The organism is Synergistes jonesii, from assembly GCF_000712295.1.
Classification (GTDB): domain Bacteria; phylum Synergistota; class Synergistia; order Synergistales; family Synergistaceae; genus Synergistes; species Synergistes jonesii.
On record NZ_JMKI01000054.1, the window covers coordinates 23,759 to 49,736 of the forward strand.

Here is a 25,978-nt window from a genome sequence, read left to right on the forward strand (position 1 = left end):
ACCGATAGCGCCGGCCGAGGTGAAAAACAATGAAAAAATGCAGAGGCATCATGGTACAGGGGACGTCGAGCGACGCGGGGAAGAGCTTCATCGCTACGGCGCTCTGCCGCATATTCTCCGACATGGGATACGCGGTCTGCCCCTTCAAATCTCAAAATATGTCGAACAATTCCTGCGTCACGCTAGACGGCCTCGAGATGGGACGTGCCCAGGGCGTGCAGGCGGAGGCCGCGCGCGTCGAGCCTCAGGCGTACATGAACCCGATACTGCTCAAGCCGAGGAAGGACACCTCCTCCGAGATCGTCCTGATGGGCAAGGTATACGAAGCGCCCTGCGACAAAAATTATTACCGCCTCTTCACGATGGACAAGGGGCTGGAGACGGTGCGCGAGGCGCTCTCGCTGATAGACGACAGATACGACGTGATGGTCTGCGAAGGGGCGGGAAGCCCCGCCGAAGTCAACCTCAACGCCGCGGAGATCGTGAACATGCGCGTCGCCAACGAGGCCGACATCCCGGTGCTGCTCGTCGCGGACGTCGACCGCGGCGGCGCGCTGGCCTCCGTCGTCGGCACGCTCGAGCTGCTCGGCGCGGACAGGCGGCGCGTGAAGGGCATCGTCTTCAACAAATTCCGCGGCGACATCTCGCTCTTCGAAGACGCCGTAAGTTTCACCGAAGAAAAGACCGGCGTCAAAGTCGTCGGCGTCATGCCGTGGCTCGCCGACGTCGTGATCGAAGGGGAGGACATATTGAGCCTCAACTGGCAGAGAGGGAATCAAGAACGCGCCGGCGAGGAAAAGCTTCGCATCGGCGTCGTGAAATTCCCGCGCGTATCCAACCACACGGACATCGAAGCCTTCCGCTTCGAGCCGGACGTCGAGATAACGGAGCTCTCTTCGCCGGCGCAGCTCGCGCGTCTCGACGCCGTGCTGCTGCCCGGCACCAAGAGCACCGTGCTAGACATGAAATATCTTATCGACTCGGGGCTCGCCGACGCGATACGCCGCTTCTACAAGGAAGGCGGCGCCGTCTACGGCCTCTGCGGCGGCTATCAGATGCTGGGCGAAAAAATAGACGACAGATACCTCCGCGACAACGAAAAGATTCCCGAAATAGAGGGGCTCGGGCTGCTTCCGGCCGTCACGCTCTTCGACGACGAAAAAACGACGGTCCGCAGCAGCGGCCGAGCGGCGCACCCATGCTTCAAAGAATACACGCCCGTCGAGGGCTACCAGATACACTTCGGAAGGACGCGTGCGCTGCGCGGCGGCGAGGGCTTTTCACCGCTCTTTGAGCTCGACGGAAAAAAGGAAGGCTTGGCCGACGCGGATCTGCGCGTCGCCGGCAGCTACCTTCACAACGCGTTCCACAACGACCTTTTCCGCACGACGTGGCTCAACCTGCTGCGTAAGAGGCGCGGGCTGCCGGAGCGCGCCGCCGTCTCGACGGCCGAGGCGAAGGAAGCCGCCTACGACGCGCTCGCGGCCTCGGCTAAAGAAAACCTCGACGTCGATTATATAATCAAGATCATGGGGCTTCCGGCGGCTCAGCCGGGCTCCGCCTCGCGGCGCGGGGAGGCTGGATAAATGGAAGTCGTGCGCCCAAGGCTGGTCGTCGCGGCGGTCCACAGCGGCAGCGGCAAGACGACGATAGCGAGCGGCATAGCCGCGGCGCTTGCCGCCCGCGGGCTGCGCGTGCACCCCTTCAAGGTCGGCCCCGATTACATCGACCCCGGCTACCTCGGGCTCGCGGCCGGCTCGCGCGCCGACAGCCTCGATACGTGGCTCACAGGCGAGGAGACGATGAAAAAAATATTCCTCTCCGCCTCCGAGGGCGCCGACGTCTCGATCATCGAAGGGGTTATGGGGCTCTACGACGGCGGGGCGGGCGGCGTGAGCAGCACAGCGCAGATAGCCAAGCTGCTCCGCGCTCCGGTGTTGCTCGTGATAGACGTCCGCTCGATGGGCGAAAGCGCCGCGGCGATCGCGGCGGGTTTCCGCGATTACGACCGCGGGGTCGCCCTTCGCGGCGTGATAATAAACCGCTTCGGCTCCGAAAATCATAAGAAAATGGTCTGCGACGCCGTGCGGTGCGCGGGCCTTCCCGTCTTGGGCGCGCTGCCGCGCAATAAGGATGCCGAAGTGCGCGAGCGCCACCTCGGGCTGCTGCCGGTCGAGGAGAACGACGACGGCCGCTACATAGAGACGGTCATAAAAATGACGGAAAACTCCGTCGACTTGGACGCGCTGCTGCAGATCGCGCGCGGCGCGCCGCCGCTCGGCGAGCTCCCGGCGCCGGCCGCGCGCGCGGAGAAAAAAGCGAAAATCGCCGTCGCGCGCGACGAAGCGTTTTCATTCTATTACCCCGAGAGCGTCTACGCGCTCGAAGCGGCCGGCGCGGAGATAATAAATTTCAGCCCGCTGAACGACGAAAAAATTCCCGACTGCGGCGGCCTCATCTTCGGCGGCGGATTTCCCGAAGTCTTCGCGGCGCGCCTCGCGGCCAACGGGCCGATGAAAGAATCCGTCGCAGCCGCGGCTTCGTCGGGGATGCCTATATACGCCGAGTGCGGCGGCTTCATGTACCTCACGCGCGAGATTACTGACCTTGATGGGGTCCCCCATAAGATGGCCGGAGTCATCCCCATGAGATGCCGCATGAACGACAGCCTGCGCACCGTAGGCTACGTCACCGCGAGGGCCCTCTCCGACAGCGTCGTAGCGGCCGCAGGCGAAAGGCTGCGCGGGCATGAGTTCCACTTTTCGAGCGCCGAGGAGGAGGAAGAGATACCGCACGCCTTCGAATTCACGAAAAACCGCGGCGGTGAAACGTACAGCGCCGGCTACGCGAAGGGGAACGTCCTCGGCTCCTACCTGCATCTGCACTTCGCCGGCTTTCCCAAGGCCGCCCTTCGCTTTGTCGAAAAGTGCGCGGAATACGAAAAGCGGGTGTTGCGGCGCCGACTTCCGCCCGAGTGAGCGCGCCGGGAGGATTTTTTTGACAAAACCCGCCCTTGAGGATATAATTTCACCGCTATGGCTCAAGACAGCAGGCGCCGCCGGGCTTAATTTCCTGCCGAGGTCTCGCGAAGGATAATCTGTGCGTATAAGACACTTATTATGGCTTCCGAAACGCGCTTGAGTTCGGAAGCCTTTTTTGCGCGCTCGCGCTGAAAATGCGTTTTCCGAGTTTACATTTGAACGCGGGAGGTGAAAATCGAATATGCCTACACAAGCAAAACGTGAAATGATCGACATGCTGGCCGAAGCGCTGAAAAAGACCGACGCCGTCTTCGTGGCGGAGTACCGCGGACTGACGGTCAAGAAGGCCAACGAACTCCGCAGGCTCATCCGCAACGCCGGAGGCGAGATGAAGGTCTGCAAAAACACCCTCATGCGCATCGCCCTCGACGAATGCGGAATGAAGAGAATGTCGGACTGCGACTCCGGCCCCAACGGCTACGTGCTCTCCTATGGGGACGCCGCGGCGGTGGCGAAGGCGATACGCGACTTCGCGAAGGAGAAGGGCAACGAAGCGCTAGTCATCAAAGGCGGGCTCCTAGGGGGGAATCAGACGCTTACGAAGGGGCAGGTCTTAGCGCTCGCGGAACTTCCGTCGAAGGAGGCTCTGCTCGCGCAGGTCGTCGGCACGATCGCGGCTCCGCTTCGCGGACTCGTCACCGTGCTCTCCGGACCTCAGAGGAATCTCGTCACGCTACTTGCGAAGATTCGAGATCAGAAAGAATCGGCGGCGTAACGCCGCGCAAATCTGCCGCTTAGCGGCGTAAAAAATTTTATTTGCGAAAAACATAGGAGGAAACAGAAATGACACGTGAAGAACTCATCCAGGCTATCAGCGAAATGTCCGTACTCGAGCTTTCGGAGCTCGTCAAGGAACTCGAAGACAAATTCGGCGTCTCCGCCGCCGCTCCGGCAATGGTGATGCCGGCGGCGGGCGCAGCCGCGGCCGGCGCCGCCGCGCCCGCGGAAGAAGAGAAGACGGAATTCGACGTCGTCCTCGTCGAGCACGGCGCGAACAAGATCGCCGTAATCAAGGCGGTCCGCGAGATCACAGGGCTCGGACTCAAAGAGGCGAAGGATCTCGTCGACGGCGCCCCCAAGACGGTGAAGGAAGCCGCTCCGAAGGAAGAAGCCGAAGAGATGAAGAAGAAGCTCGAGGAAGCCGGAGCGAAGGTAGAGCTGAAGTAATAATTCGGCGTAGTAAGCTTGTCCAGGCGCGCCGAAAGGCGCGCCTTTTTGCCGTCCGCCGCGGGAAAAAATTTTTGCCTCTTGCCTCTACACCCTGATATATCTCGACGCTCTTCCAGCCCCGATTCGCTTAATTGTACCTTCCTTTATCATAGCTCCCAGCACGGCCTCCACGGTCGTGGGGCTGACATCCGGGAGTATTTTGCATATCTCCGCTTTGGAGATAGGAGTCAGGCTGTTTAACACGGACGCCTCGATGCGGGCTTTCTTGGTGATCTTATTCCCATGTACTACCGCAAAACGTTTGTCCAGCTCTTTATAGCACATATACAGTGTGGATAGGAAGTTCTCTATAAAGGGGAAGCAACTGTTCTCGTTTGTATGCCAGCCGTCGGACGATTGCTTCAAAGTTTCGTAATAAAAGCCTTTATGGTTGTTGATCTGCTCCTCAAAAGATACGTATTTCACCACGTCATAGCCGTTTTTGTATAGCAGCAGGAGCGACAGCAGCCGGGACATCCTTCCGTTCCCGTCCCGGAAGGGATGAATACAGAGAAAGTCCAGGATCACGCAGGGAATCAGCAGGAGCTGATTAATGCCGGTGTTGCCGCAGGCGTCCAAGTAGGCAAGCTCCAACTGCTCCATCGCCGCCTCTGTCTCGGAGGCCGGCGTTGGAGAAAAGCGCACTTTCCGCTTTCCAGCCGCATCGACTTCCAAAATTACATTATCGTCCGTTTTATAGCGGCCGCCGTACTCATACCCGGCAATAGACAGCAGCGTCTCATGCAGGCGCAGAATGTCGCCCTGTCGGAAATTGATATGCTCGTACCCCAGGTGGATTTCATTCAGGGCGTCTCTGTATCCGGCGACCTCCGCCTCATTGTGGTTCAGTGGTGCGCTGTTCTGGTTGACGATGGCTGCGATACGCTCATCGCTGGCAATGATCCCCTCGATGGCATTGGAGCTTTTGACCGACTGTACCTTTGCAATAGCCTCCAACTCCGTAAAGATACGCACATATCCCTCTTTCCGAATGCCGGCCATCGTTTTCAGGTTTGCGATGCCTACGGCGAGGTTTATCAAACTTGCGGGCAGCAGTCCGTTATCTAGGAAAGAATAATCAAATTTTCTCACTGCGAGCCTCCCATCTGCATATAAATATATCGGATTATATGCAGATAATCAAGAGGTCAAGGGAAATATCTGCATATAATCAGTTGCATTATATGCAGATGCGCGCCTTTTTGTGTGCATAAGAGCGCGTGTAAAAGGCTGACTGCCTTTTTGCCGTCCGCCGCGTTTCAACGGGCGAAAAAAGCTTTTGTGAGTTCGGCTTGCTTTTTTGACGTTTACATGAACATATTTTTTATAAAATCTATCCTGCGGCGGGCGCCGATCGCTTCGTACAGCTCGACGGCCTGCGCGGCGTATTCTTTTGCGGAGTGCGTCAGGTAGCCGGATATTTCGGCGCCTGAGCCCTCGTCGTCGGCCAGCGCGGATACCCACGCCTTGGCCATCAGCTGAGCGGCGCACCAGCTTCTTTTCCCTATTGAGGCAAGGAAGTCGGCTTTTTCCAGCGCCCGCAGCGCCGCGCCGAAGTCGCCGCCGCGGGCGTCGCAGACGGCTTTAAGGCTGTAGAGGATAGAAGAGCAATGCCCTCCCTGCGAACTCTCGAAGAGCGACACGCCTTCTTCGATATGCGCGCGGAGCAGATCCCAGTCGCCCATGTCGAGCGCGGCGTCGGCAGCGTGGGCGTGAAAATGGCTCTGCCCCCAGAAGAGGCCGGCGCTTCTGCATCTGTTTAGGCAATATTCATAGCGCTTCATCGCGTATCCGCTTTCCCCCGCCCATTGATGCATTTCGCCTATGTAGCAGTGCGGCGCGAGCATGCTGAGCGTGTAAAATTTACCGGTCATTTCCAGCGCCTCGAAGAGCTTTATCGATTCGATGAAGGTGCTTTCAGCGCCCCTGTAATCTCCCTCGATGAGCTGCGACATGCCGATCAGCCTGAATGCCAGACCTTTATGGTTCTCTTTACCCAGCTTCCCGGCAAGGGCAAGTATCTCTTTGCCGTATTTTGACAGCTCGGCGCTTTGATCGGTCTGCAAATAATGATGAGCTATGTCTTCCAGGCAGTGCAGCTCTATTTCGTCGAAGCCGCACTCGCGGGCCGATACGAGCCCGGCGTCCGTTAAGCGCCTTCCGCCCTCGTATTCTCCCCAGTTGATCTTGTAGCCGCCGTACATCTCCAGGTACGAGGCCTCCAGCTTTTTGAACAGCAGGCTGCTGCTGTCCGAATAGCCGCATTTATGCAGGAGGTTTAAAATTATCGTGAATTTCCGTTCGGTTTCTTCTCTGTCGCTGAAAGGCAGGGAACATTTTAAGAGGACGTCGTCCTGAATCAGGGGAAAAAGAGTATGGTTCAAATTTATGTGAAAGCTCATCTCCTGCAGATATAGCTCCAAAACTGCAAGCTCGTTGCCGGACATCCCGTAATGATACTTTAGCTTTTCGATGAGCGCCGGGCTCCATTTGTGCGGAGAGTAATGTCTTTTCAGGACTTCCGCTATTTTTTGATGGGTCATTTTCCTTTTGAATTTTGGCATTGCGTCATAAATACATTCCCGCACGTTGTCGTGCAGGAATTCCAGAAGGAAATCGCCGTTCTCTTCAGTTTCGCGAATCATTTTGCGTCTGAGCAGCGTCTCGATCGGCTGGGAGATGTCCTCCAGCGCTATTCCGGCGGCGAGCGCCGCATCCTCGGCGCTCGCGGGGCCGCCGAATACGGAGAGGATGGAAAGCGCTTCGCGCTCTTTTTCCGTCAGTCCTTCCATGCGCCCCATGATCAGTCCGCGCAGGCCGGCGCGGCACTCCGCGCGGCCGTTTTCCCTCAGCATCTTCGCCATTTCGACGAGCAGCAGCGGCATGCCGGCGCTTTCGCGAATAAAATAGCTTTCCCCCCTTTCCTCTATAAGCTCTTCCGAAAGGAAGAGACGACAAAAATACATCACCTCGTCTTTTGTAAAGGGCAAAAGCTGCATGCTCAGCACGGAATGTTTTATCGGCGGCCTAAGGGCGTATATGAGCTTGATAACGGCCTCCGAACGTTCCGGCCTGCTCGTCATAAAGAAAACGGCGGGCACTCTCAGCTCCGAGATGAAAAGGGAGAGCAGCTTCAGCGAGGAAGCGTCAAACCAATGCATGTCTTCCAGAACGAAGAGCGGGCGTTTGCCTTCGCACAGCCGCTCCGTCATATCGGCGACGATTTTCGCTATGACCAGCGCCTCCCTTTCGGGCGGCAGGAGGGCGGCGCCCCTGCAATATCCTTCGCTTGAAAAATCGTTGAAATATCTCGTAAGTATAGAGAGCTTTTCCCGTCCTATCGCAAGCTCTTTCTCTCTGCACAGATTCACCAGCCGCACGACGACGCCCCTCCATGCGGAGTAATCAAAGCCCTCGCCGACCGGCGGCGGGGAAGCGTGGAACGCTATTATATTCTCCGACCCCATTAATTTTATTACGTGGTTGATAAGGGCCGTTTTCCCAACGCCGGCCTCGCCGTAGATAAAATAGAGCCGCATGCGGTTATCGTGGTATGCGGAATCCAGAATCTGCCGGACTTCGTTTTTCCTTCCGCAGAAACAATCGTCGCAGCTCGTATTTTTGGCGGAAAATTCCATCGACAGCTTTTTTGCAAACTGCCGCAATTCGCCGCCGGGCAGAATATCCGCTTCCCTGCGCAGCCTGTGCGAAAAATCTTTATAAACGGAGAGCGCTTTTGAAATTTGGCCGTCGGCCGCATGTAATCTCATGAGCTCCAGCACGGCCGACTCGTCAAAGGGATCCATTCTCAGCATCGCGTTCAGACAATCGGCGCCCGCGCCGGCGTCTTTTCTCTTTGAAGACTCGAAAAAACGAGACTTGAGCCAGGAAACGATTCGGTCCCTGATTTGTTTTCTCTTGTATATGAGCCATTCGTCAAAGTCTCCTATGTCGAGCGCCTCAAAGCCGCAAAGCGGCTCCTCAAAGATAAAAGAGGGTATCTCCGCTTCGTCCGACGAGCATATTTCGTCGATGTCGGTCGTGCAGCCGCTGACGGCCAAGCAGCCGTGCTTCGCTTCAAAATGCTCCGGGAAATGTTTCCTCAGCAAATAGATGACGTTTCGTAGGTTGCCGGAGGCCTGACGCTCGCCCTTATCGCCCCAGAAAAGGCATTTGACCTTTTCTTTCGGGCGCGCGCCCTCCAGCGCGAGATAAAATACGACGGCCTCCGCTTTTTTGAACGGCAGCGATATTCTTGCGCTATCTTTCTCGATATAGGCCTGTCCGAGAAGGTGCAGAGTCAGCTTCAATATATCGCCTCCATCCTAAAGGTGCCGTCTCTATAGATACAGCTTTAAACATATTCCAGCGCTTATTAGTATAATGGCTTTCGCGTCAAAAAAATATAAAAAATATGTCAAAATATAAAAACGCCGAGTTTCGCCGCGGCGAATCGCTCAAACGCGCTTATTGCGCTTTTTATATATGTTTTATGCCGGATAAATATACTACACAGCAGTAAAACTAATTGGGAACGCCAAGCCGCCGGCGCCGCTTGCTCCCGTTTATTCGCTTTCAAGGAGGAGAAAAGGATGATGAACAACAAACAGTTGGAAAAGGCAATGAAGATAAGGCTGGAATTTCCCGACGGGCTGCCGCCTGAGAAGGAATTCGACCCGCGGTACCGCCGCGCGCCGAACCGCGTTTACACTCTGAATGAAAAGGAGACGGTGCTCGCGCTGAAGAACGCGCTGCGCTACATCCCGGAGGAATATCACGCGGAGGTCGCCCCCGAATTCCTTGCAGAACTGCGGACTCGCGGGCGCATTTACGGCTATCGCTTCCGCCCCGCCGGAAAGCTCTACGGCAAGCCGGTTGACGAGTATAAGAGCAATTGCATAGAGGGAAAAGCCTTTCAGGTGATGATCGACAACAACCTCGACTTCGACGTCGCGCTCTACCCCTACGAGCTCGTCACCTACGGCGAGACGGGGCAGGTCTGTCAGAACTGGATGCAGTATCTTCTGATAAAAAAATATCTTGAGATACTGACGCCGGATCAGACGCTCGTCGTTGAATCGGGACATCCGCTCGGACTTTTCAAATCTTCCCCCAACGCGCCGCGCGTGATGCTCACCAACGGCCTGATGGTCGGCCTCTTCGACAATCAGGAGGAGTGGCACCGCGCGATGCAGCTCGGCGTCTCCAACTACGGTCAGATGACGGCCGGCGGCTGGATGTACATCGGGCCGCAGGGCATCGTTCACGGCACCTACAACACGGTCCTCAACGCGGGACGGATAAAGTTCGGCGAGAGCGGCGAAGGCTTGAAGGGGCGCCTCTACGTCACCTCCGGGCTCGGCGGCATGAGCGGCGCGCAGCCTAAGGCGGCCGACATCGCCGGCTGCGTTTCGATCACCGCCGAGGTAGACTGGTCGCGTATCGAGACCCGCCATGGACAGGGCTGGGTCAGGCGGATCGCCGAGACGCCGGAAGAGGCTTTCGCGATGGCGAAAGAGGAAATGGCCAAGGGCGAAGTCAATTCTATCGCCTTCCACGGCAACGTAGTCGACCTGCTCCAGTATGCCGTCGACAACGATATTTCCATAGACCTGCTCTCGGACCAGACAAGCTGCCACGCCGCCTACGACGGCGGCTACTGCCCCGTCGGCGTCACCTTTGAGGAGCGCACGCGGCTTCTTAAAGAAGAACCGGAAAAATTCAGGAAGCTCGTCGATATGTCGCTCAGAAGACACTTTGAGCTGATAAAGCTCCTTGTCGGCCGCGGCAGCTACTTCTTCGACTACGGCAACTCCTTCCTGCGCGCGATCTACGACGCCGGCGTCAAAGAGGTGGCGAAGAACGGTGTGGATACGCACGACGGCTTCATCTTCCCGAGCTACGTCGAAGACATCATGGGACCGCTGCTCTTCGATTACGGCTACGGACCATTCCGCTGGTGCTGCCTTTCGGGGAACCCGCAGGATCTGCACAGGACCGATATGGCGGCGATGGAGTGCATAGACCCGAACCGGCGCTTCCAGGACCGGGACAACTGGGCCTGGATACGCGACGCCGAGAAGAACAAGCTCGTCGTCGGCACGCAGTGCCGCATCCTCTATCAGGATGCGGAGGGGCGCATCCGCATCGCGCTCAAGTTCAACGAGATGGTGCGCAACGGGGAGATCGGCCCGGTGATGCTCGGGCGGGACCATCACGACGTCTCGGGCACCGACTCGCCCTACCGCGAGACGGCGAATATCAAAGACGGCAGCAACGTCACGGCGGACATGGCGACGCTCTGCTTCGTGGGCAACGCCGCGCGAGGCATGAGCCTCGTGGCGCTGCATAACGGAGGCGGCGTAGGAATCGGCAGGGCGATCAACGGCGGCTTCGGGCTCGTGCTCGACGGTTCGTACCGCGTAGACGAGACGATAAAGAGCGCGATGAACTGGGACGTGATGAGCGGCGTGGCCAGACGCGCCTGGGCGCGAAATAACGGCGCGCTCGAAGTCTCTGCGGCTTTCAACGGCGGGCGCGGCGGTCAGCATATCACGCTGCCCTATCTTGCCGACGACGAGTATCTTACAGAACTCGTGGCGAAGAAGTGATCGTAGTTTGCATATCTTAATCTAACGGAGGAATCGTGCTATGGAAAAAGGACGGAACAACGCTGCGGTATTGAAATTTCTTCTTTACAGCCTATTCGGGATATTCATGTTTTTCTTCCCGTTGAATATCGGCGGCAAGTCGACCATACCGGTGGACCATATAATCACGTTTATCACCAAGGATCTGGCCGTAGCCGCCAAATATTACATTCTGCTCGTAATGTACGTCGGCGCTGCGCTGCCGTTTATCCGCAAGAATTGGAATAAAGACGGCATCAGCATATTCTTCTCTGTGGCTAAGGTATGCGGAGCCGTCGTCGGCACAATATTAGTCTTCGACCTCAACCCGCCGGCGTGGCTGAGCCGCCCCGACTTCGGCCCCTTTCTTTACAATAAATTATCCACGCCGGTCGGGTTGGTCATCCCTATAGGCTCGGTCTTCCTCGCCTTCCTTGCGAGCTTCGGGCTTATGGAATTCACCGGGGTCCTGATGACTCCCGTCATGCGCCCCGTCTTCAGGACGCCGGGGCGCTCGGCGATAGACGCGGTCGCCTCCTTCGTCGGCAGCTACTCCATCGCGCTGCTCATCACCAACGGGGTATACCGCCAGGGAAAATACTCGGCGCGTGAAGCGGCGACGATAGCCACCGGCTTTTCAACGGTCTCGGCGACATTCTTGCTGATCGTGGCGAAGACCTTGGACCTCATGGATCGCTGGGGGCTTTATTTCTGGGTTACATTGGTGGTGACGTTCGTAGTCAGCGCGATAACGGCGCGGCTTTGGCCGCTCTCCTCCATACCCGACACATATTACACCGGAGAAAAAACGGCCGAGCCGGAGTATACCAGCAATCTGCTGACACGTGCCTGGTGCGCCGGCGTGGATACGGCCGCCAAGACGGAGGCGCTTCCGAAGCTGGTGTGGAGCAACCTCTACGCGGGGCTCAACATGGCCTTCAACGTCATCCCCTCCATTATGTCGGTTGGGCTTTTAGGGCTGGTCTTGGCCGAGTACACACCGCTCTTCGATTGGTTCGGCTATGTCTTTTACCCCTTCTTCAAAATCTTCGGTGTGCAGCAGGCGGCGCTGGCCGGCAAGGCCGCGGCCGTTTCGCTCCCTGAGATGTTCCTGCCGGCGATACTGATCGCGAAGAGCGCCACGCCGCTCGTCAAATTCGTAATCGCCGTCGTCAGCATCTCGGAGATACTTTTCTTCTCGGCGAGCATCCCCTGCGTGATGGGTACGGACATCCCCATCACGCTGAAGGACATATTGGCGATCTGGTTCGAGAGAGTCGTGCTGAGCATCGTCATAACCGTGCCGCTCGCCATGCTGCTGGGCTTCAAGGACGTGCTGTAAAGGCCGTCCGAGCGGCGCGCCGACCGCATTCGTAATGAAAGGAGCATTAGAGATGAAAGAAAATTATTATGCGCGGAGCCTCAACGCCGAAAGGCTTCGGCAGGTCTACGACACGGCGATAGCGAGGGTCGCCCGGTACCTCGAATGCGAGATATCCTTCGTATGCGGCGGCCTGAAAAAGAGCGACGAGGTGCTCGAGCTGGCCGCGGGATACGGACGGATCATGAAGAAGGTCGCGCCCTTCGTCAGGAGCGTGACGGGGCTGGACATCTCTGCGGAGAACGTGCGCTTCGGAGCGGAATATCTGAAAGATACGAAAAACGCCGAGCTTTTAGTCATGGATGTGCACGAAATGGATTACGACCGCCGTTTCGACGTCGCGCTCTGCCTGCAGAACGGTCTCTCCGCGGTGAAGGCCGAACTGCCCGAGGCCTTTGCCGCGAAGGTGCTGAAAGCCCTGAAAATGGGCGGCAAGGCCTACTTCAGCACATACCATCCGCGATTCTGGGAGCACAGGCTGGCGTGGTTCAAGGAGCAGGCGGAAAAGGGGCTGCTCGGAGAGCTCGACATGGAAAAGTGCAAAGACGGCGTCCTCGTCTGCAAAGACGGCTTTCGGGCCACTACACAGTCGGCGGAGGATTTGGAGAGAATCGGCCGCGCGTCGGGATACCGCTGGCAAATATCCGAGGTGGACGACTCCAGCCTCTTTTTGGTAATCGAAAAAATAATCTGAAGAAAGGAAAGACGGCGATGTTTCTGGTCTTAACGACGTACGCTAAAGGGATGGAGGAAGTCGATAAGTTTTTGCCGGCGCATTCCGCGTTTTTGGACAAATATTATGCGCAGAAAAAAATTATTTTCTCAGGGCGCCGCAATCCGCGCGTCGGCGGGGCGATATTGTTTAGAGTAGAAACGGAGGACGAGGTAAAGGCGATACTCGCCGAAGACCCTTTCAGAGTCAACGGCATCACGGAGTGCGAATACTATGAGATCATTCCGACGAAATACGACGAAGAGTTCGCCGGCTTCCTGCCCTCCCGCCGGCGGACGCTCGCCGTCCGCAAAGGAGGCGCTTAAAATATGGGGCCGAACGAAAGCCTGTTTTCCTTGAAAGGGAAAACCGCTTTCATCACGGGAGGAGCCCGCGGGCTGGGCTTTGCCATGGCTTGCGCGCTGGCCCGCGCCGGGGCGAAGATAGCGTTTAACGCCAGGAGCGGGAAATCGGTCGATAGGGGGCTTGCGGCGTATTCCGCAAATGGGATGGCGGCGGCCGGATATGTTTGTGACGTTACCGACGAAGCCGGCATGAACGAGCTGTTCAGGCGCGTCGCCGAAGAGGTGGCCCCGGTGGATGTTCTTCTGAACAACGCCGGCGTCATCAACAGGGCGCCGATGATCGAAATGGAGGCGTCGGATTTCCGCAGAGTCGTCGATACGGACCTTACCGGGCCTTTCATTGCAGCCAAGGCCGTCATACCATCGATGATCGAGAGAGGAGGCGGGAAAATCATCAACGTCTGCGGCATTATGAGCGAAGTCGGAAGAGAAACGGCCGCCGCCTACGCTTCGGCGAAGGGCGGGTTGAAGATGCTGACGAAAAACATCGCGTCGGAGTACGGCGCTTACAATATCCAGTGCAACGCGATAGCCCCCGGCTACATGGCCACCTCCCTTAACGCCTCGTTAAGGGAGCGGCTGCCGGACGGCTCCAAAAATCCCTTCGATGATTATATCTGCGCTCGGACGCCCGCGGGGCGCTGGGGCAGCGCCGAAGCCGACCTGGCTGGACCGGCCGTCTTTCTCGCCTCGGCCGCCTCCGATTTTGTCAACGGGCAGATATTGTACGTCGACGGCGGATTCTTATCATATCTGGGACGCAGTGCATGAATGGCGGCTGCGGCGTTGAAAGCGCAATACCGTAAAACGATCGGGCCCCTCGCGTAGGGGCCCTACTCTTTGAATCGCCGCCGCGCTTTTGTCTGAGTTTCAAATAAATGCGGCGCTGTGCACGCCATCGAGCTCCGAAGCAGGACGCCCGGCGCCGCCGTCTTTCCCCTCTAACTCTACGAACTGCGGCGCAGCCCGTGATTGCCGCGCCGTAAAGTTATTTTAAATAAAGAAAGCAAGATACATTCTCTGTTGACAAATTTGTATCGCGGTAATAGTATTTGAGCCACTGAAAATCGTATAGGATTTTATAATATACGACTATTATTTTATGGAGGATGATAATCATGCTCAATGCAAACCCGCTGATAATCGCCTGTGTGATCGTCTACCTGGCCGCCGTCCTCATCATCGGCCTCTATCTCACAAAGAAAAAGGTCAGCAGCTCCGACGACTTCGCCGTTGCGAACCGCAGCCTGCCGACCGTCGTGCTGATTGGCACGCTGCTCGCTACCTGGTGCGGCGCCGGCGGCATCACCGGCTCGGCCAATCTGATATGGCGCAACGGTCCGCTCTTCGGCATTCTCGTCTTTATCGGCGCGCCGATCGGCATGCTGCTGCTTTACTTCGTCTCGGGGCGCGTGCGCCAGGCGACGACTTACACGATACCCGAGCTCTTCGAGATTCGCTTCGGCACTGCCGCGCGCGTCATCGCGACCGTCTGTATCGTGCTCGGCTACATAGGCATCCTCTCCTCGCAGTTCAAGGCCGCGGGGAACATGATCAACCTCACGACCGGCATGGAGCTTGAAACGGCTGTCATCCTCTCCGGCGTCGTCATGTTGGTGCTGGCCGTCAGCGGCGGCATGTTCAGCGTCGCCTACACCGACGCGCTCAGCGCCTTCCTCTTCGTCGGAGGCTTCCTCGTGGCGATACCGCTGCTCGCCTCCCAGATCGACGGGGGGCTCGCCGGCATGTTCGCGAACCTTCCCGAAGGGCGCCGCACCTTCATCGGCAGCCTCAACTTCGTCCAGGCTATGGGTTACATTTTCCCGATATTCTTCCTCGTCCTCGGCGACCAGAACATGATCCAGCGCATGGGCGCGGCCCGCGACGTCAGGACCGCGAAGCGCTCCGGCCTCGGCCTCGTCGTAGCGGAGGTCGTCGTCTGCGCGCTGATAATCATCCTCACGACCGCGGGCATCTACCTGCTGCCGGATATCGAACGGCCGGACACCGTCATCTTCCAGCTCGCGATAGGCTTCCTGCCCACGATCGTCGGAGGCCTGACGCTGGCGGCCTGTATGTCCTTCATCGTGACGACTGGCGACTCTTACATCCTCACGATATCCTCGAACATCACCTACGACATCTGGAACCGATTCGTGAAACGCGACGCCACCGACAAAGAGAAGCTTCTCTTCCTGCGCGCGGCCGCCGTCGGCACGGCCCTCCTCGCCTACGTGATGGGGCGTTTCTTCCCCGACATTCTCTCGGTGCAGATGTACGCCTACTCCATGTACGGCGCCTCTGTGACGCCGGCGCTCGTCTGCGCGCTCTTCGCCAGGAACGTGACGAAGGCCGGCGGCGTCTGCGGCATCCTTGCCGGCGGCGTCGGCACCATCGTTTGGGAGATCGTGCTGCATTCGCCGTTCGGCATAAAGAGCGCGATCATAATGGTCCCCCTCTCCTTTGCGGTCATCTTTGCGGTCTCCGCATTTACGAAGGGCGGCGGCTTCGTGCCGCTCGACGAGCTCTACAAAAAGGCTGCCTGAGGCGACGCTATGACGACCGTACTCGACAGATTTCTGAAATATGTGAAAATCGACAGCGAATCGGCTTACTCGCCGGCGCGGCTCCCAAGCACGGAAGGGCAGAAGGATTTCGCCGCCCTCTTAGCGGAGGAGCTCAGGGAGATCGGCGCGGAGGAGGTCTTCGTTGCGGAGAGCGGCTGCCTATACGCGAAGCTGCCGGCTAACTGCGAGGGCGCACCGGCGATCGGCTTCTGCTCGCATCTCGATACGACGCCGGAGTTCTGCGGCCGCGGCGTGAAGCCGCGCGTCGTGAAAAACTACGACGGCGGCGACGTCGTGCTCGGCGCAGAGGGCGGCGTCATGGAGGCCGCGAAGTTCCCGCATCTGAAGAACTACGTAGGCTGGGACCTGGTCGTCTCCGACGGCACGACGCTGCTCGGCGCCGACGACAAGGCCGGCATCGCCGAAATCATGACGATGGCGGAGCACTTCCGCGACCACCCGGAGGAGAGGCACGGCGAGATACAGTTCTTCTTCCCGAGCGACGAGGAGGTCGGCTGCCTCGGCGCGAAGACTCTCGATAAAAAGCGCTTCGCGCCGGACTTCGCCTATACGCTCGACGGCGGCCCGCTCGGCGAGATAACGTACGAGACCTTCAACGCCGCCTCCGCCGAAGTCTTGGTGAATGGCGTCAACATCCACCCTGGCCTCTCTAAGGGGCAGATGAAGAACGCCGTCCTCATAGCCAATAAATTCATCTGTATGCTGCCGCCGGCCGAGACGCCGTCGCATACGGAAAAATACGAGGGCTACTACCACGTGCTCGAGATCGAAGGGGGAGTCGAGCGCACGGCGATGCGCCTCTATCTGCGCGACCACGACAGCGCGAAGTTCGAAGCGCGGAAGGCACGTCTGCGCGAGATAGCCGGCTTCCTCAACGGCGAATTCGGCGCCGGCACCGTCGAGGTCGCCGTCAGCGACACGTACCGCAACATCCGCGAAGCCGTCGAACCGCACTTCGAAATCGTCGAAGCGGCGGCTGCGGCGATGAGGGCCGAGGGGGTCGAGCCCTTCTATGTGCCGATGCGCGGCGGCACCGACGGTACGGTGCTCTCCTTCGAGGGCATCCCCTGCCCAAACCTGTGTGTCGGCGGGCACAACTTCCACGGCCGTTACGAATATGTGCCCGTTCAGTCGATGGAGAAGATATCAGCCATACTCGTGAACATCGTCAAAGGCTTTGCTCGCCGCTGAGGCGCGCCGGCGTAGACTTCCGCGCGGAGCTCCGTTCCCGCCCGCGGCTTGCGCAATGTTGCGCCCATGCCTTAAAATGAAGGGGAATCGCAAACATTCAGCCTTGAAGGGGCGGGAAAAAGATGCCGGATATATCGCTGGCCGATCAGTCGGCGAACAGGATAAGGAAACTGATAGAGCAGGGCAGGTTCAAACCTGGAGCCCATCTGAACATAGACCTGCTGGCCAAGGAATTCGGCGTAAGCCAGACCCCGGTGCGCGAGGCGCTGAAGAAGCTCATCCACGAAGGGCTGGTCGTCTACCGGCCGAAGGTCGGCTACTCCGTGCGTAACCTTACGCTGCACGAATATCTGCAAGTCTGTGAACTGCTGCAGACGCTGGAATGCCACCTTGTGCGCGAGCTTGCGAAGACGCCCTTCGCCGTCGATATCGAGGGGCTGAGGGCCGTAAACGCCGAATTCGCCGCCTGCCTGCCGCGTGGCGACCGCCGCGCCGTCGGACGCGTCAACGACCGTTTCCATGAGAAACTATACGAGAACTATCCCAACAAGATCATGATGGAACACTTGAACAGCCTCTGGCGTGGGGCGCGCGCGCCGCGCGACTACATGTACGACAACAAGCTCTTCGCCGGCCGCATCGCCGCCGAACACGAAGCGATAATATCCGCGATAGAGCGCGGAGACCCGGCCTCCGCCGAAGCTGCGATGAACGCCCACTACGTCAGCGGCCGCGAAAGCGCGATAACCTCTTTCCCCGTGGAAGCGTAGGATCTTTATAGGCGTGAGCGTGAGGAGGGATAAAAATCCCTTCGCGGCTCTGCGCGTTTTCCGCGCGCTTTTCTTTTCTGCCGGCCATGACCGCGTCTGCGGAGTATATAGCGAGCGCCGCCCATATGCAGCAGAAGGTGGCCAGCCTGTATATCGAGAGCCCCTCGCGGTAGACGAAGGTCCCTATGAGGAATGTCATAGTCGGCGATACGTATTGTATGAAGCCTATAGTCGTCAGCCTTACTCTGTGAGCGGCGAAAGCGAAGAGCAGCAGCGGCACGGAGGTCATCACGCCGGTGCCGGCGAGCAGCAGCGTCGTCGCCGGATCGTAAGGGAAATCCGCACGGCCGGCGAACTGCAGGTAAAGAAGGTAGACGAGGGCCGCCGGCGCTACGGATATAGTTTCGATAAAAAGCGATTCCCTGGACTCCAGTGCGACGGCCTTCTTCATCGCTCCGTAGAGACCGAAGGTGAGCGCGATGCCGAGCGAAACGAGGGGGACTTCTCCGAGCGCCGCGATCTGTAGGCAGACTCCGGCGACGGCCGTCGCTATCGCCGCCTTCTGGGCGGCGCGCAGCCTTTCGCCGAAGAGGAGCGTCCCGAAGAGCATCGAGACGAGCGGGTTGATATAGTAGCCGAGGCTCGTTTCGAGGATGTGTCCGACGTTTATCGCCCATACGTAGAGCCCCCAGTTGAGGGTGATCAGATATCCGCCGATGAAGAGCAGCCGGGAATTCTTCTTATTGCGCGATATGTAGGAGACTGCACTGCCTAAGCGCCCGCCGAGCAGCGTGAGGACGAGCGTGAACGCCGCCGACCAGACTACGCGGTGCCCCAATATCTCAGATGAAGAAATCGATTGGAGGGCCTTCCAGTAAAAGGGCATCGATCCCCACCATAAATAGGCGAGGAACGCTGCGGCGGCCCCCTTTTGAGGATTCGTCATATTATCTCCTCCGTACCTTCGCGGCGGCGCGCCTGCTGAAATTGCCTAAAAAACCCCGCCACACGCAATATTTTACACGTTACCGCCGTTTTGTGATAAACTATTCTGACGTATTGCAGGTATTTTCCTGTGCGGAAGGAAGAAGTTTTATGGATGAACATCTGAGGCTTTCGTCGTTGGGAGCTTCCGTGCTTGCGGATGCCGAAGAAATTGCAAACGATATGCAGGAGTGGCGCAGGGATTTTCATCAATTCCCGGAGCTCGCGTTCGAGGAGAATATAACCGCTTCAAAGATAGTGCGCGTGCTGAGCTCCATCCCCGGGATGGAGGTCTATCCCGGCTTCGCGCTGAAGACCTCTGTGATAGGAGTGCTCGGCGCTGAAAAAGAAGGCCCCGCGCTGATGCTTCGCGCGTCGATGGACGCGGACGCGGGCGACGAGCAGACCGGCCTGCCCTTCTCATCCTGCGTGCCCGGGGTCGTACATTCCGCCGGGCATGACGCCGAGATGGCCTCGCTGCTCGGCGCGGCTTCCGTCCTTTCAAAATACGGGGATCAGCTGAAGCAGAAAATAGTCTTTCTCTTCCAGCCGGCCGGCGAGGGGCGCAGCGGCGCGCAGACCCTCGTCGAAAACAAAATAATAGAAGAATTCAACATCGGCAGGGCCGCGGCGGTCAACTGGGGGCCGGACCTCGCCTACGGCGCGCTCTTCACGCGCAGGGGGGTCATGACGGCCCTATCCGATAAAATACATATCGACATAAGGGGTATGACTGGACATGCGTCGGAGCCCCATACCGCGGTAGACCCGATCATGATAGCGGCGAACGTCATCCTGACGATAGAGGCGATGCTGTCGCGCGAGGTCGACCCGCGCGAGCCGATAGTCGTCTCCTTCGGGCGGCTCGAGGCCGGCGAAGCTTACAACATCATTCCGGAACAGGCGAACATCTGGGGCACTCTGCGCGCTTTCGATCCGCAGGTCCGCGACTTCGTACAGGGTCGGATCGAAACCGTCGCGCCGGCGATAGCGAAAGCGCTGCGCGGGCTCGCGTCGGTGGAATATACGCGCAATTACGCGCAGGTCGACAACAACCTCGATATGGTGGACGAGCTCCTCCGCGTCGGAGTTCCTTTTTTTGGGGAGGACGGCATATCGATGCTGGAAAGGCCACTGCTTATGGGCGAGGACTTTTCTTTTTTCAGCAACAGGGTGCCGTCGCTCTTCATGCTGCTCGGCGCGGGGCTCGAGTATCCGCTTCACCATCCGCGCTACGACGTGCCGGAGAGCATGCTTCCCCTTTCAGCCGCGTGGGAGGCGTATCTCGCTCTGACCCTCGCGCTTTGAAGGCTTTCGAACGGGGCCGTACCCGATAAAACAGACGATTGGTGTGATTCGTTTGGCTTCAAGACTGGATATAATCGTCAGAGACAATCTGAACAGGCTCCCCAGCGAGCCCTTTATCTGGTGGCAGAAAACGTGGTGGAGCCGCGGCGCCTTCCTCGAGCTCATCGAGGAGTGTGAAAAGAGGCTTGCCGCGAGCAATTTCAAAAGGGGGCAGCGCGTCGCCCTGCTGATGCCGAACAGCCCGGTGCTTCTCGCGACGGCCGTCGCGGTGTGGCGCCTCGGCGGCGCGGTCGCGCTGATAGACTTCCGCTCCGGCTACGCCCCGCTGATAAAACAGCTGTGTCACGCCGACGTCTTCGCCGCTCTGACCTACCGCGGCCTCGAAGACATAGTCCCGCTCATCTCGGAGGAGGGTATCCCCTGTTCCGTGATGAACCTTGACACGCTCGACGAAAACATACCGGGGCGCCCCTGCTCGCAGGAGGACGAGGAGACGGCCGTTATCTTCTACACCTCCGGCACGACGGGAGAGCCGAAGGCGGTCCCCCTAACGCACGATAATCTGATGGCCTGCATCGACGGCTGCGTAGAGCACATCGACATGCTCGACGAGGACGACGTCTTCCTGAACGCGCTGCCCAACTCGAATGTTTTCGGCTTCCTCTGCGGCGCGCTGCTGCCGCTCGTCAAGGCGACGCGGCAGGCGGTACTCGCCTCTTTCATGCCGGTGGCCGCGGCGATGGACGCGATAAAAAGCGCCGAAGTCTCCATAATCCCGGCCGTGCCGGCGATGGTGGGGATGATGGCGAGCGCCGTTTCGCACGGCATGCCCCTTTCGTCGTCGCTGCGCTGCGTGCTCTCCGGCGGCGACCGGCTGCCGCCCGAGATTTCCAGGCGCGCCGGCAAGATACTCGGCGTCCCCGTGTTGCAAGGCTACGGGCTGACGGAGGCGTCGTCGGTCGTAGCGCTGCCCCCATCGATGAGTTCGGCGAGAGAGGGAAGCGTCGGCACGCTCCTTTCCTGCGTCGAGGCGAAGATATGCGGCGACGGCGGCGAAGAGCTTCCCTGCGGCAGCGAAGGCACGCTGTGGCTGCGCGGCGCCTCGGTCGCGTCGCGCTACTATCACAACGAGGCTCTGACCGCCGAGCGCTTCGCGGACGGCTGGTTCAACACCTGCGACATAGCGAAGTTCGACGGGGAGGGCTACCTTTATCTCGTAGGGCGCTCCAGCGACGTGATATTCGTCGGAGGCTTCAAGGTCTACGCTCGCGAGGTGGAGAACGTGCTCGAAGAGCATCCTTCGGTGAAGAACGCTGCGGTCGTCGGCGTGCCGCGCTCGATAAGCGGCGAGATAGTGAAAGCCTACATCCTGCCCGAGGGCGGCGAAAAGCCGCGCCCCAAGGCACTGATAGATTACTGCAAGAAGAGGCTCGCCTATTACAAGGTGCCGCGGATAATAGAGTTCGTTTCGGAGATGCCGCGCTCCACGGCCGGCGAGATAGTAAAGAGAAAGCTTTTGAAGGATTAAACCGGGATGTTTGGATACAGCTGCCGCGTCGTAAGAAAAATATGCGGTTACGAGAAGAGGGAGGTCGAGGCCCTCTTGTGCAAGAGCGGCCTCGTCTTTGAAGGCTCGCCGGAATACACCGCCGTCGCCGAGGACGGCGACGAAAGGATAATCGCTACCGCGAGCCTCGCCGGGGGCGTGATAAAAATGGTCGCCGCTGAAGCCGAATGGCAGGAGGCGGGGCTTTCCTCGGCGGTGATTTCGGCTCTGATGCAGGCCGCGCGCGCGGACGGCGTATACCGCTTCTTTTTATTCACGAAGCCGGAAACGGCGGAGCGCTTCGCCGCGCTCGGCTTCCGCGCTCTCGCGGCCTCCGACGAAAGTGTGCTGATGGAGTGCGGGGCGCCGTCGGCCGAAGATTTCCGCAGGACGCTGGAGCGCGAAAGGGAAAAAAACGGAGCGCCGGCCGCGGCCGCGGTGATGAACTGCAACCCCTTCACGCTCGGCCACCGCTATCTTATCGAAGAAGCGGCGTCGCGAGAAAGGCTTTTCTACGCGATAGTCGTCGAAGAGGACGCTTCGGCCTTCCCCTTCGCCGACCGCATTGCGCTTGTGCGCGCCGGCACTGCAGACATTGCCAACGTCCGGGTGCTGTCGAGCTCCCGCTACGCTGTATCCTCCGCGACTTTTCCTTCGTATTTTCTTAAGGACCGTGCCGAACTCTCCGTCGCGAAGGTGCAGGCGGAGCTCGACGCCAAATTATTCGCCTCCCTCTTCGTCCCCGCGCTCGGCGTGGCGCGGCGCTACGTCGGCAGCGAGCCGCTGTCGCGCGTCACGGCGCTTTACAACGAGGTGCTGAAAGATACGCTGCCGCGCTTCGGCTGCCCCGTCTGCGAGATAGACAGGAAGGGCGCCGCCGGCGGCGTAATATCGGCGTCGCGCGTGAGGGAGGCGATCGCCCGCGGAGGGGGCGGAGAGCTTTCCGCGCTTCTGCCGCGCGTGACCCTCGAATACCTAAAGACGCCGAACGGGCGCGCCGCCGCGGAAAAGCTGCGGTGCGGAGGCGAAGGAGAAAATGAATCGTGACGCCGCTCGAGGAGGTGCTCTCCGGCCGCGAAGAGCGCTTCGCGTTGCAGAACGAATGGCTTTCGTCCGGCGACGGATTTTTTGTCGTGCAGATAGCGCTGAACGTGCCGGGCTATCCGAAGCGCCTTCCGAACGACGTTAAGGTCGTGGCGGCCTTCCGCGCGCTGCTGCTCGGCCGCTCTTCCGCCGCGCCGCGCGGCGAGCGCACCGTCGAGAACGGCGCCGGCGTATGCTGGCAGGGCGCGTTCGATTCGTCGCTCTGCGACGCCGCCGTGATGAAGCGCCTCGCAGTCGCCGCCGAAAGCGAAACGCCGGCCGGGCGCGCCCTCGACATCGACGTAATAACGAAAGATGGACCGCTGTCGCGCGCCGCTATGGGACTGCCTGAGCGGAGCTGCCTGCTGTGCGGCGCCCCCGCTAAGGTATGCGCGAGAAGCTGCCGGCATTCCGCGGAGGAGCTGCGCGCGCGCGTGGCGGAGCTTCTTGAGGGGGCGGAGCGCGATAAAGGTAAAAAGTGAGCCGCCTTTTGCGGCTCATTAAAATTTCCGCTTGAAAAAAGCAGGGCGGATTCATGCCGAAAAATAGCGTTTTACGATTTGCTTGTGTAATAATTGAAAAAGGCAAACGCTCGTCCGAGCGTTTCGCATTCTGTTCGGGAGGGACCATATGAACGAACGCCCTGACTGGGATATATATTTTCTTTTGCTGGCGCAGGTCGCGGCGATGCGCTCCACCTGCCTCAGGCGGAGGGTCGGCGCCGTGCTCGTGCGAGACAGGCAGATACTTAGCACGGGCTATAACGGGGCTCCGCGCGGGGTAAGCCACTGCGAGGAGGTCGGCTGCCTGAGGGAGCGCCTCGGCATCGCGTCGGGGGAGCGGCATGAGATATGCCGGGGCTCGCACGCCGAGATAAACGCGATAGCGCAGGCCGCGGCGGCGGGTACCTCGACGGCCCGTTCATGGCTCTATTGCACGCACGAGCCGTGCATATACTGTACGAAGGCGCTGATCAACGCGGGCTGCGAAAAGGTTTTTTATCTGTACGAATACCCCGACGAGCTCGCGCGCGCGGTGATGGAGGAATCCGGAGTCGAGAGCGTCCGCGTGGACCCGTCGAAGCTGCCGGAGATTATTTTTCGCTGACCGTCGAATAACCGTAAACAAAGGTGTGTGGTATCTTGAGCATTACAATCTTAGTTGCCGACGACCATCCCCTTACGCGGGAGGGCATCAGGGGCTATCTTTCCAAAGAACCGGACTTTGAAGTCGTGGGGGAATATGAAGAGGGGGCGTCGGCCTGGAAGGGGATATGCGCGCTCAAGCCGCAGGTCGCTCTGCTCGACATTCGCATGCCCGGGCTCGACGGCATCGCGATAGCGCGCAGGATCAAAGAGGAGTCCCTGCCGACGGCGGCTTTGATGCTCACGTCGTACGACGCAAGCCAGTACGTCATAGCGGCTCTGCGCGCCGGAGCGCGCGGCTATCTGCTGAAGACCGCGCCGATGAAAATCGTCTCCGAGGCCATACACAGCGCCGCGCACGGCAGCGTCTACCTTGACAACGACGTCTCGAGCGTAGTCGAGGGCGGCCGGGACTTCGTCCCCGAGCAGCTCTCGTCGAGGGAGCGCGAGGTGCTGACGCTCGCGGCGAGGGGGCACTCCGGCAAAGAGATCGCGGAAAAGCTCTTCATCAGCGAGCGCACCGTGCAGGCGCATCTCGCTTCGATCTACGACAAGCTCGGTGCGAAGAACAAGACGGAAGCGATGCTCCTTTCGATAAAGTACGGCGTGGTTACGTTGGAGGAACTCCTCGATTAAATGAAGAAGCCCCCGATGCTGTACCGTTTCATCGCAGCGCTTCTAGCCCCCGCCGCGGCCGCCATCCTGCTTGCCGGAGTGGTCTATACGCAGTTCGGGAAGAGCATGGAGGCGAACGCGAATTATTACGTCGAGAATCTGGTCGACAGCATAGCGACGCGCATCGGGGCAAAGATATGGGACGCCGCGCCCAAGGGCGTCTACAGCCGCTTTCAGGAGGGCGACGTCCCAGCCGCTACGATAACCTCGGCGCTTTCCGACATCACGCAGCCGGGAATCTTCCTCGTCCGCCGCGGCGACGGCACCGTTCTTTACCGCTCCTTCACAGATAAAAGACTCTTAAACCTGCTTGAGAAAAAATTCCGCTCGCCGGTCCCTGCAAAGATCCGCGTCGGCCTGCTCAATTACTACACTGGCATGTGCTACCGCATCCCGTACGAAGACCTCTTCGTGATCGGCGCCGTCTCGTGGGAAAAACATTTCGGCTTCATGGTGCTGTTAGTGACGGTTTGGCCTTTCATAATGGGCGCGCTCGCCGTCGCGACGGTACTGATAATCTACACGCTCTACGACAAGCTCATACTCCCCTTGAGGGCGTTCGACAGAGAAATGTCGTCGCTGCGCCTCGGCTACGGCCTCACGCGGGAGCCGGCGGACTACTCCGTGCCGGAGATGCGGCATCTGCGCTCGGCTCTCGAACTGCTCGCGCAGTCGGAGATAGAAAAAGAAAATCTGTCGCTCGATTACGTCAGCGACATCATAAAGGTGCAGGAGGAGGAGCGCGAGAGAATCTCGCGCGAAATACACGACGGACCGCTGCAGTCCGTTACCGCGCTCGTCCAGCACCTCAGGCTCCTGTCGCTCGACCTCACCGACGAAGAGGCGGCGAAGAAGATCGCGAGCGCCGAGCGCATCGCCATGGCCGGCGTCAGTGAGCTGCGCGAGTTCTGCAACAACCTTACGCCGCCGTGGCTCGACCTGGGCCTTCCGCAATCGCTCGACGAGCTCTGCAACAGGATGTCCGCGCAGTACGGCGTCGAAATAGATTTGGACGCCGGGAACTGCGGCGGCGACCTCCCGCCGCCCCTCTGCCTCTCCTTTTACAGGGTGGCGCAGGAGGCTATAAGCAACTCCGTCAACCACGGGAAGGCGACGGCGATATCGCTGCGCCTCGAAGCCGGGGAGGGCGTGCTCGCGATGCGCGTCGAGGACAACGGCACTGGGTTCGAGATGCCCGGCGACATCAAGGAGCTGCGCGTCAAAGGGCACCGCGGCATCTCCAATATGAAGGAGAGGATGCGCCTCGTAGGAGGCACTCTGGAAATCAAGTCGTCTTTCGGAATCGGCACAATTATAAGTTGTGAAGTTCCGCTTCAGAATGTAAAATAGT

22 protein-coding genes and 1 other annotated feature are annotated in these 25,978 nt (G+C 59.2%); of the genes, 19 read left to right on the top strand and 3 right to left on the bottom strand.

Annotated features, from left to right (window positions below; all coding sequences use genetic code 11):
- The first annotated feature begins 29 nt into the window (after positions 1-29).
- The 4 genes from EH55_RS12460 to rplL all read left to right on the top strand — a co-directional run bounded on the left by EH55_RS12460 (position 30) and on the right by rplL (position 4,208).
- Positions 30-1,586 carry a cobyric acid synthase gene (locus EH55_RS12460; protein ID WP_051682903.1) on the top strand — a complete coding sequence of 519 codons (1,557 nt, stop codon included), beginning with the start codon at positions 30-32 and terminating at the stop codon, positions 1,584-1,586.
- Positions 1,587-2,978, top strand: coding sequence for a cobyrinate a,c-diamide synthase (locus EH55_RS12465; RefSeq protein ID WP_037978445.1), 1,392 nt, complete (start codon positions 1,587-1,589; stop codon positions 2,976-2,978).
- Positions 2,979-3,021: 43 nt separating this feature from the next.
- Positions 3,022-3,167: a sequence feature (ribosomal protein L10 leader region), on the top strand.
- A 55-nt stretch (positions 3,168-3,222) separates the two neighbouring features.
- Complete coding sequence (gene rplJ / locus EH55_RS12470) at positions 3,223-3,756, top strand: 50S ribosomal protein L10 (RefSeq protein ID WP_037978448.1); 534 nt, start codon at positions 3,223-3,225, stop codon at positions 3,754-3,756.
- Positions 3,757-3,824: 68 nt separating this feature from the next.
- Positions 3,825-4,208, top strand: a complete 384-nt coding sequence (gene rplL / locus EH55_RS12475) for a 50S ribosomal protein L7/L12 (RefSeq protein ID WP_037978449.1) — start codon at positions 3,825-3,827, stop codon at positions 4,206-4,208.
- Between the two features lie 87 nt (positions 4,209-4,295).
- On the opposite strand, the gene EH55_RS12480 is transcribed toward rplL, so the two are convergent.
- Together EH55_RS12480 and EH55_RS12485 are read right to left on the bottom strand one after the other, a co-directional pair.
- Positions 4,296-5,342: a Fic family protein gene (locus EH55_RS12480; RefSeq protein WP_037978450.1), complete on the bottom strand. Its 1,047-nt coding sequence runs from the start codon at positions 5,340-5,342 to the stop codon at positions 4,296-4,298.
- Positions 5,343-5,557: 215 nt separating this feature from the next.
- Positions 5,558-8,560 carry an AAA family ATPase gene (locus tag EH55_RS12485; RefSeq protein ID WP_037978452.1) on the bottom strand — a complete coding sequence of 1,001 codons (3,003 nt, stop codon included), beginning with the start codon at positions 8,558-8,560 and terminating at the stop codon, positions 5,558-5,560.
- Between the two features lie 282 nt (positions 8,561-8,842).
- Here EH55_RS12485 and EH55_RS12490 point away from each other — a divergent pair, with 282 nt between their 5' ends.
- From EH55_RS12490 to EH55_RS12525, 8 genes are all read left to right on the top strand, one after another.
- On the top strand, positions 8,843-10,861 hold the full coding sequence (locus EH55_RS12490; RefSeq protein WP_037978453.1) for a urocanate hydratase: 2,019 nt from the start codon (positions 8,843-8,845) through the stop codon (positions 10,859-10,861).
- Between the two features lie 40 nt (positions 10,862-10,901).
- On the top strand, positions 10,902-12,221 hold the full coding sequence (locus EH55_RS12495; RefSeq protein WP_037978455.1) for a YjiH family protein: 1,320 nt from the start codon (positions 10,902-10,904) through the stop codon (positions 12,219-12,221).
- 52 nt (positions 12,222-12,273) lie between these two features.
- Positions 12,274-12,954 (top strand): class I SAM-dependent methyltransferase, encoded by a 681-nt coding sequence (locus EH55_RS12500; RefSeq protein WP_037978456.1) that lies wholly within the window; start codon positions 12,274-12,276, stop codon positions 12,952-12,954.
- Positions 12,955-12,971: 17 nt separating this feature from the next.
- Positions 12,972-13,298 (top strand): YciI family protein, encoded by a 327-nt coding sequence (locus EH55_RS12505; protein ID WP_051682904.1) that lies wholly within the window; start codon positions 12,972-12,974, stop codon positions 13,296-13,298.
- A gap of 3 nt (positions 13,299-13,301) precedes the next feature.
- On the top strand, positions 13,302-14,108 hold the full coding sequence (locus tag EH55_RS12510) for a gluconate 5-dehydrogenase (protein ID WP_037978458.1): 807 nt from the start codon (positions 13,302-13,304) through the stop codon (positions 14,106-14,108).
- Between the two features lie 347 nt (positions 14,109-14,455).
- The gene (locus EH55_RS12515) at positions 14,456-15,883 is read left to right on the top strand and encodes a sodium:solute symporter family protein (protein WP_037978460.1); all 1,428 of its coding nucleotides are present in this window, start codon (positions 14,456-14,458) and stop codon (positions 15,881-15,883) included.
- A gap of 9 nt (positions 15,884-15,892) precedes the next feature.
- Complete coding sequence (pepT, locus tag EH55_RS12520) at positions 15,893-17,116, top strand: peptidase T (protein ID WP_037978461.1); 1,224 nt, start codon at positions 15,893-15,895, stop codon at positions 17,114-17,116.
- 122 nt (positions 17,117-17,238) lie between these two features.
- Entirely contained in the window at positions 17,239-17,886 is a 648-nt protein-coding gene (locus tag EH55_RS12525) for a GntR family transcriptional regulator (RefSeq protein ID WP_037978463.1), read from the top strand.
- On the opposite strand, the gene rarD is transcribed toward EH55_RS12525, so the two are convergent.
- The gene (gene rarD, locus EH55_RS12530) at positions 17,840-18,832 is read right to left on the bottom strand and encodes an EamA family transporter RarD (protein ID WP_051682905.1); all 993 of its coding nucleotides are present in this window, start codon (positions 18,830-18,832) and stop codon (positions 17,840-17,842) included. The two genes, EH55_RS12525 and rarD, sit on opposite strands and share 47 nt — an antisense overlap.
- 149 nt (positions 18,833-18,981) lie before the next feature.
- Here rarD and EH55_RS12535 point away from each other — a divergent pair, with 149 nt between their 5' ends.
- From EH55_RS12535 to EH55_RS12565, 7 genes are all read left to right on the top strand, one after another.
- On the top strand, positions 18,982-20,178 hold the full coding sequence (locus EH55_RS12535) for a M20 metallopeptidase family protein (protein ID WP_037978464.1): 1,197 nt from the start codon (positions 18,982-18,984) through the stop codon (positions 20,176-20,178).
- Positions 20,179-20,221: 43 nt separating this feature from the next.
- Positions 20,222-21,706, top strand: coding sequence for an AMP-binding protein (locus EH55_RS12540; protein ID WP_236617136.1), 1,485 nt, complete (start codon positions 20,222-20,224; stop codon positions 21,704-21,706).
- 6 nt (positions 21,707-21,712) lie between these two features.
- Positions 21,713-22,771 carry a [citrate (pro-3S)-lyase] ligase gene (citC, locus tag EH55_RS12545; RefSeq protein WP_037978466.1) on the top strand — a complete coding sequence of 353 codons (1,059 nt, stop codon included), beginning with the start codon at positions 21,713-21,715 and terminating at the stop codon, positions 22,769-22,771.
- The gene (locus EH55_RS13665; protein WP_051682906.1) at positions 22,768-23,289 is read left to right on the top strand and encodes a citrate lyase holo-[acyl-carrier protein] synthase; all 522 of its coding nucleotides are present in this window, start codon (positions 22,768-22,770) and stop codon (positions 23,287-23,289) included. Before citC ends, EH55_RS13665 begins: the two co-directional genes overlap by 4 nt.
- Positions 23,290-23,437: 148 nt before the next feature.
- Positions 23,438-23,914, top strand: a complete 477-nt coding sequence (locus EH55_RS12555; protein ID WP_037978468.1) for a deoxycytidylate deaminase — start codon at positions 23,438-23,440, stop codon at positions 23,912-23,914.
- Between the two features lie 35 nt (positions 23,915-23,949).
- Complete coding sequence (locus EH55_RS12560) at positions 23,950-24,588, top strand: response regulator transcription factor (RefSeq protein WP_037978471.1); 639 nt, start codon at positions 23,950-23,952, stop codon at positions 24,586-24,588.
- A complete protein-coding gene (locus EH55_RS12565) occupies positions 24,589-25,977 on the top strand; it encodes a sensor histidine kinase (protein WP_051682907.1) in 1,389 nt (462 codons plus the stop codon).
- The last annotated feature ends 1 nt before the right edge of the window (position 25,978 follow it).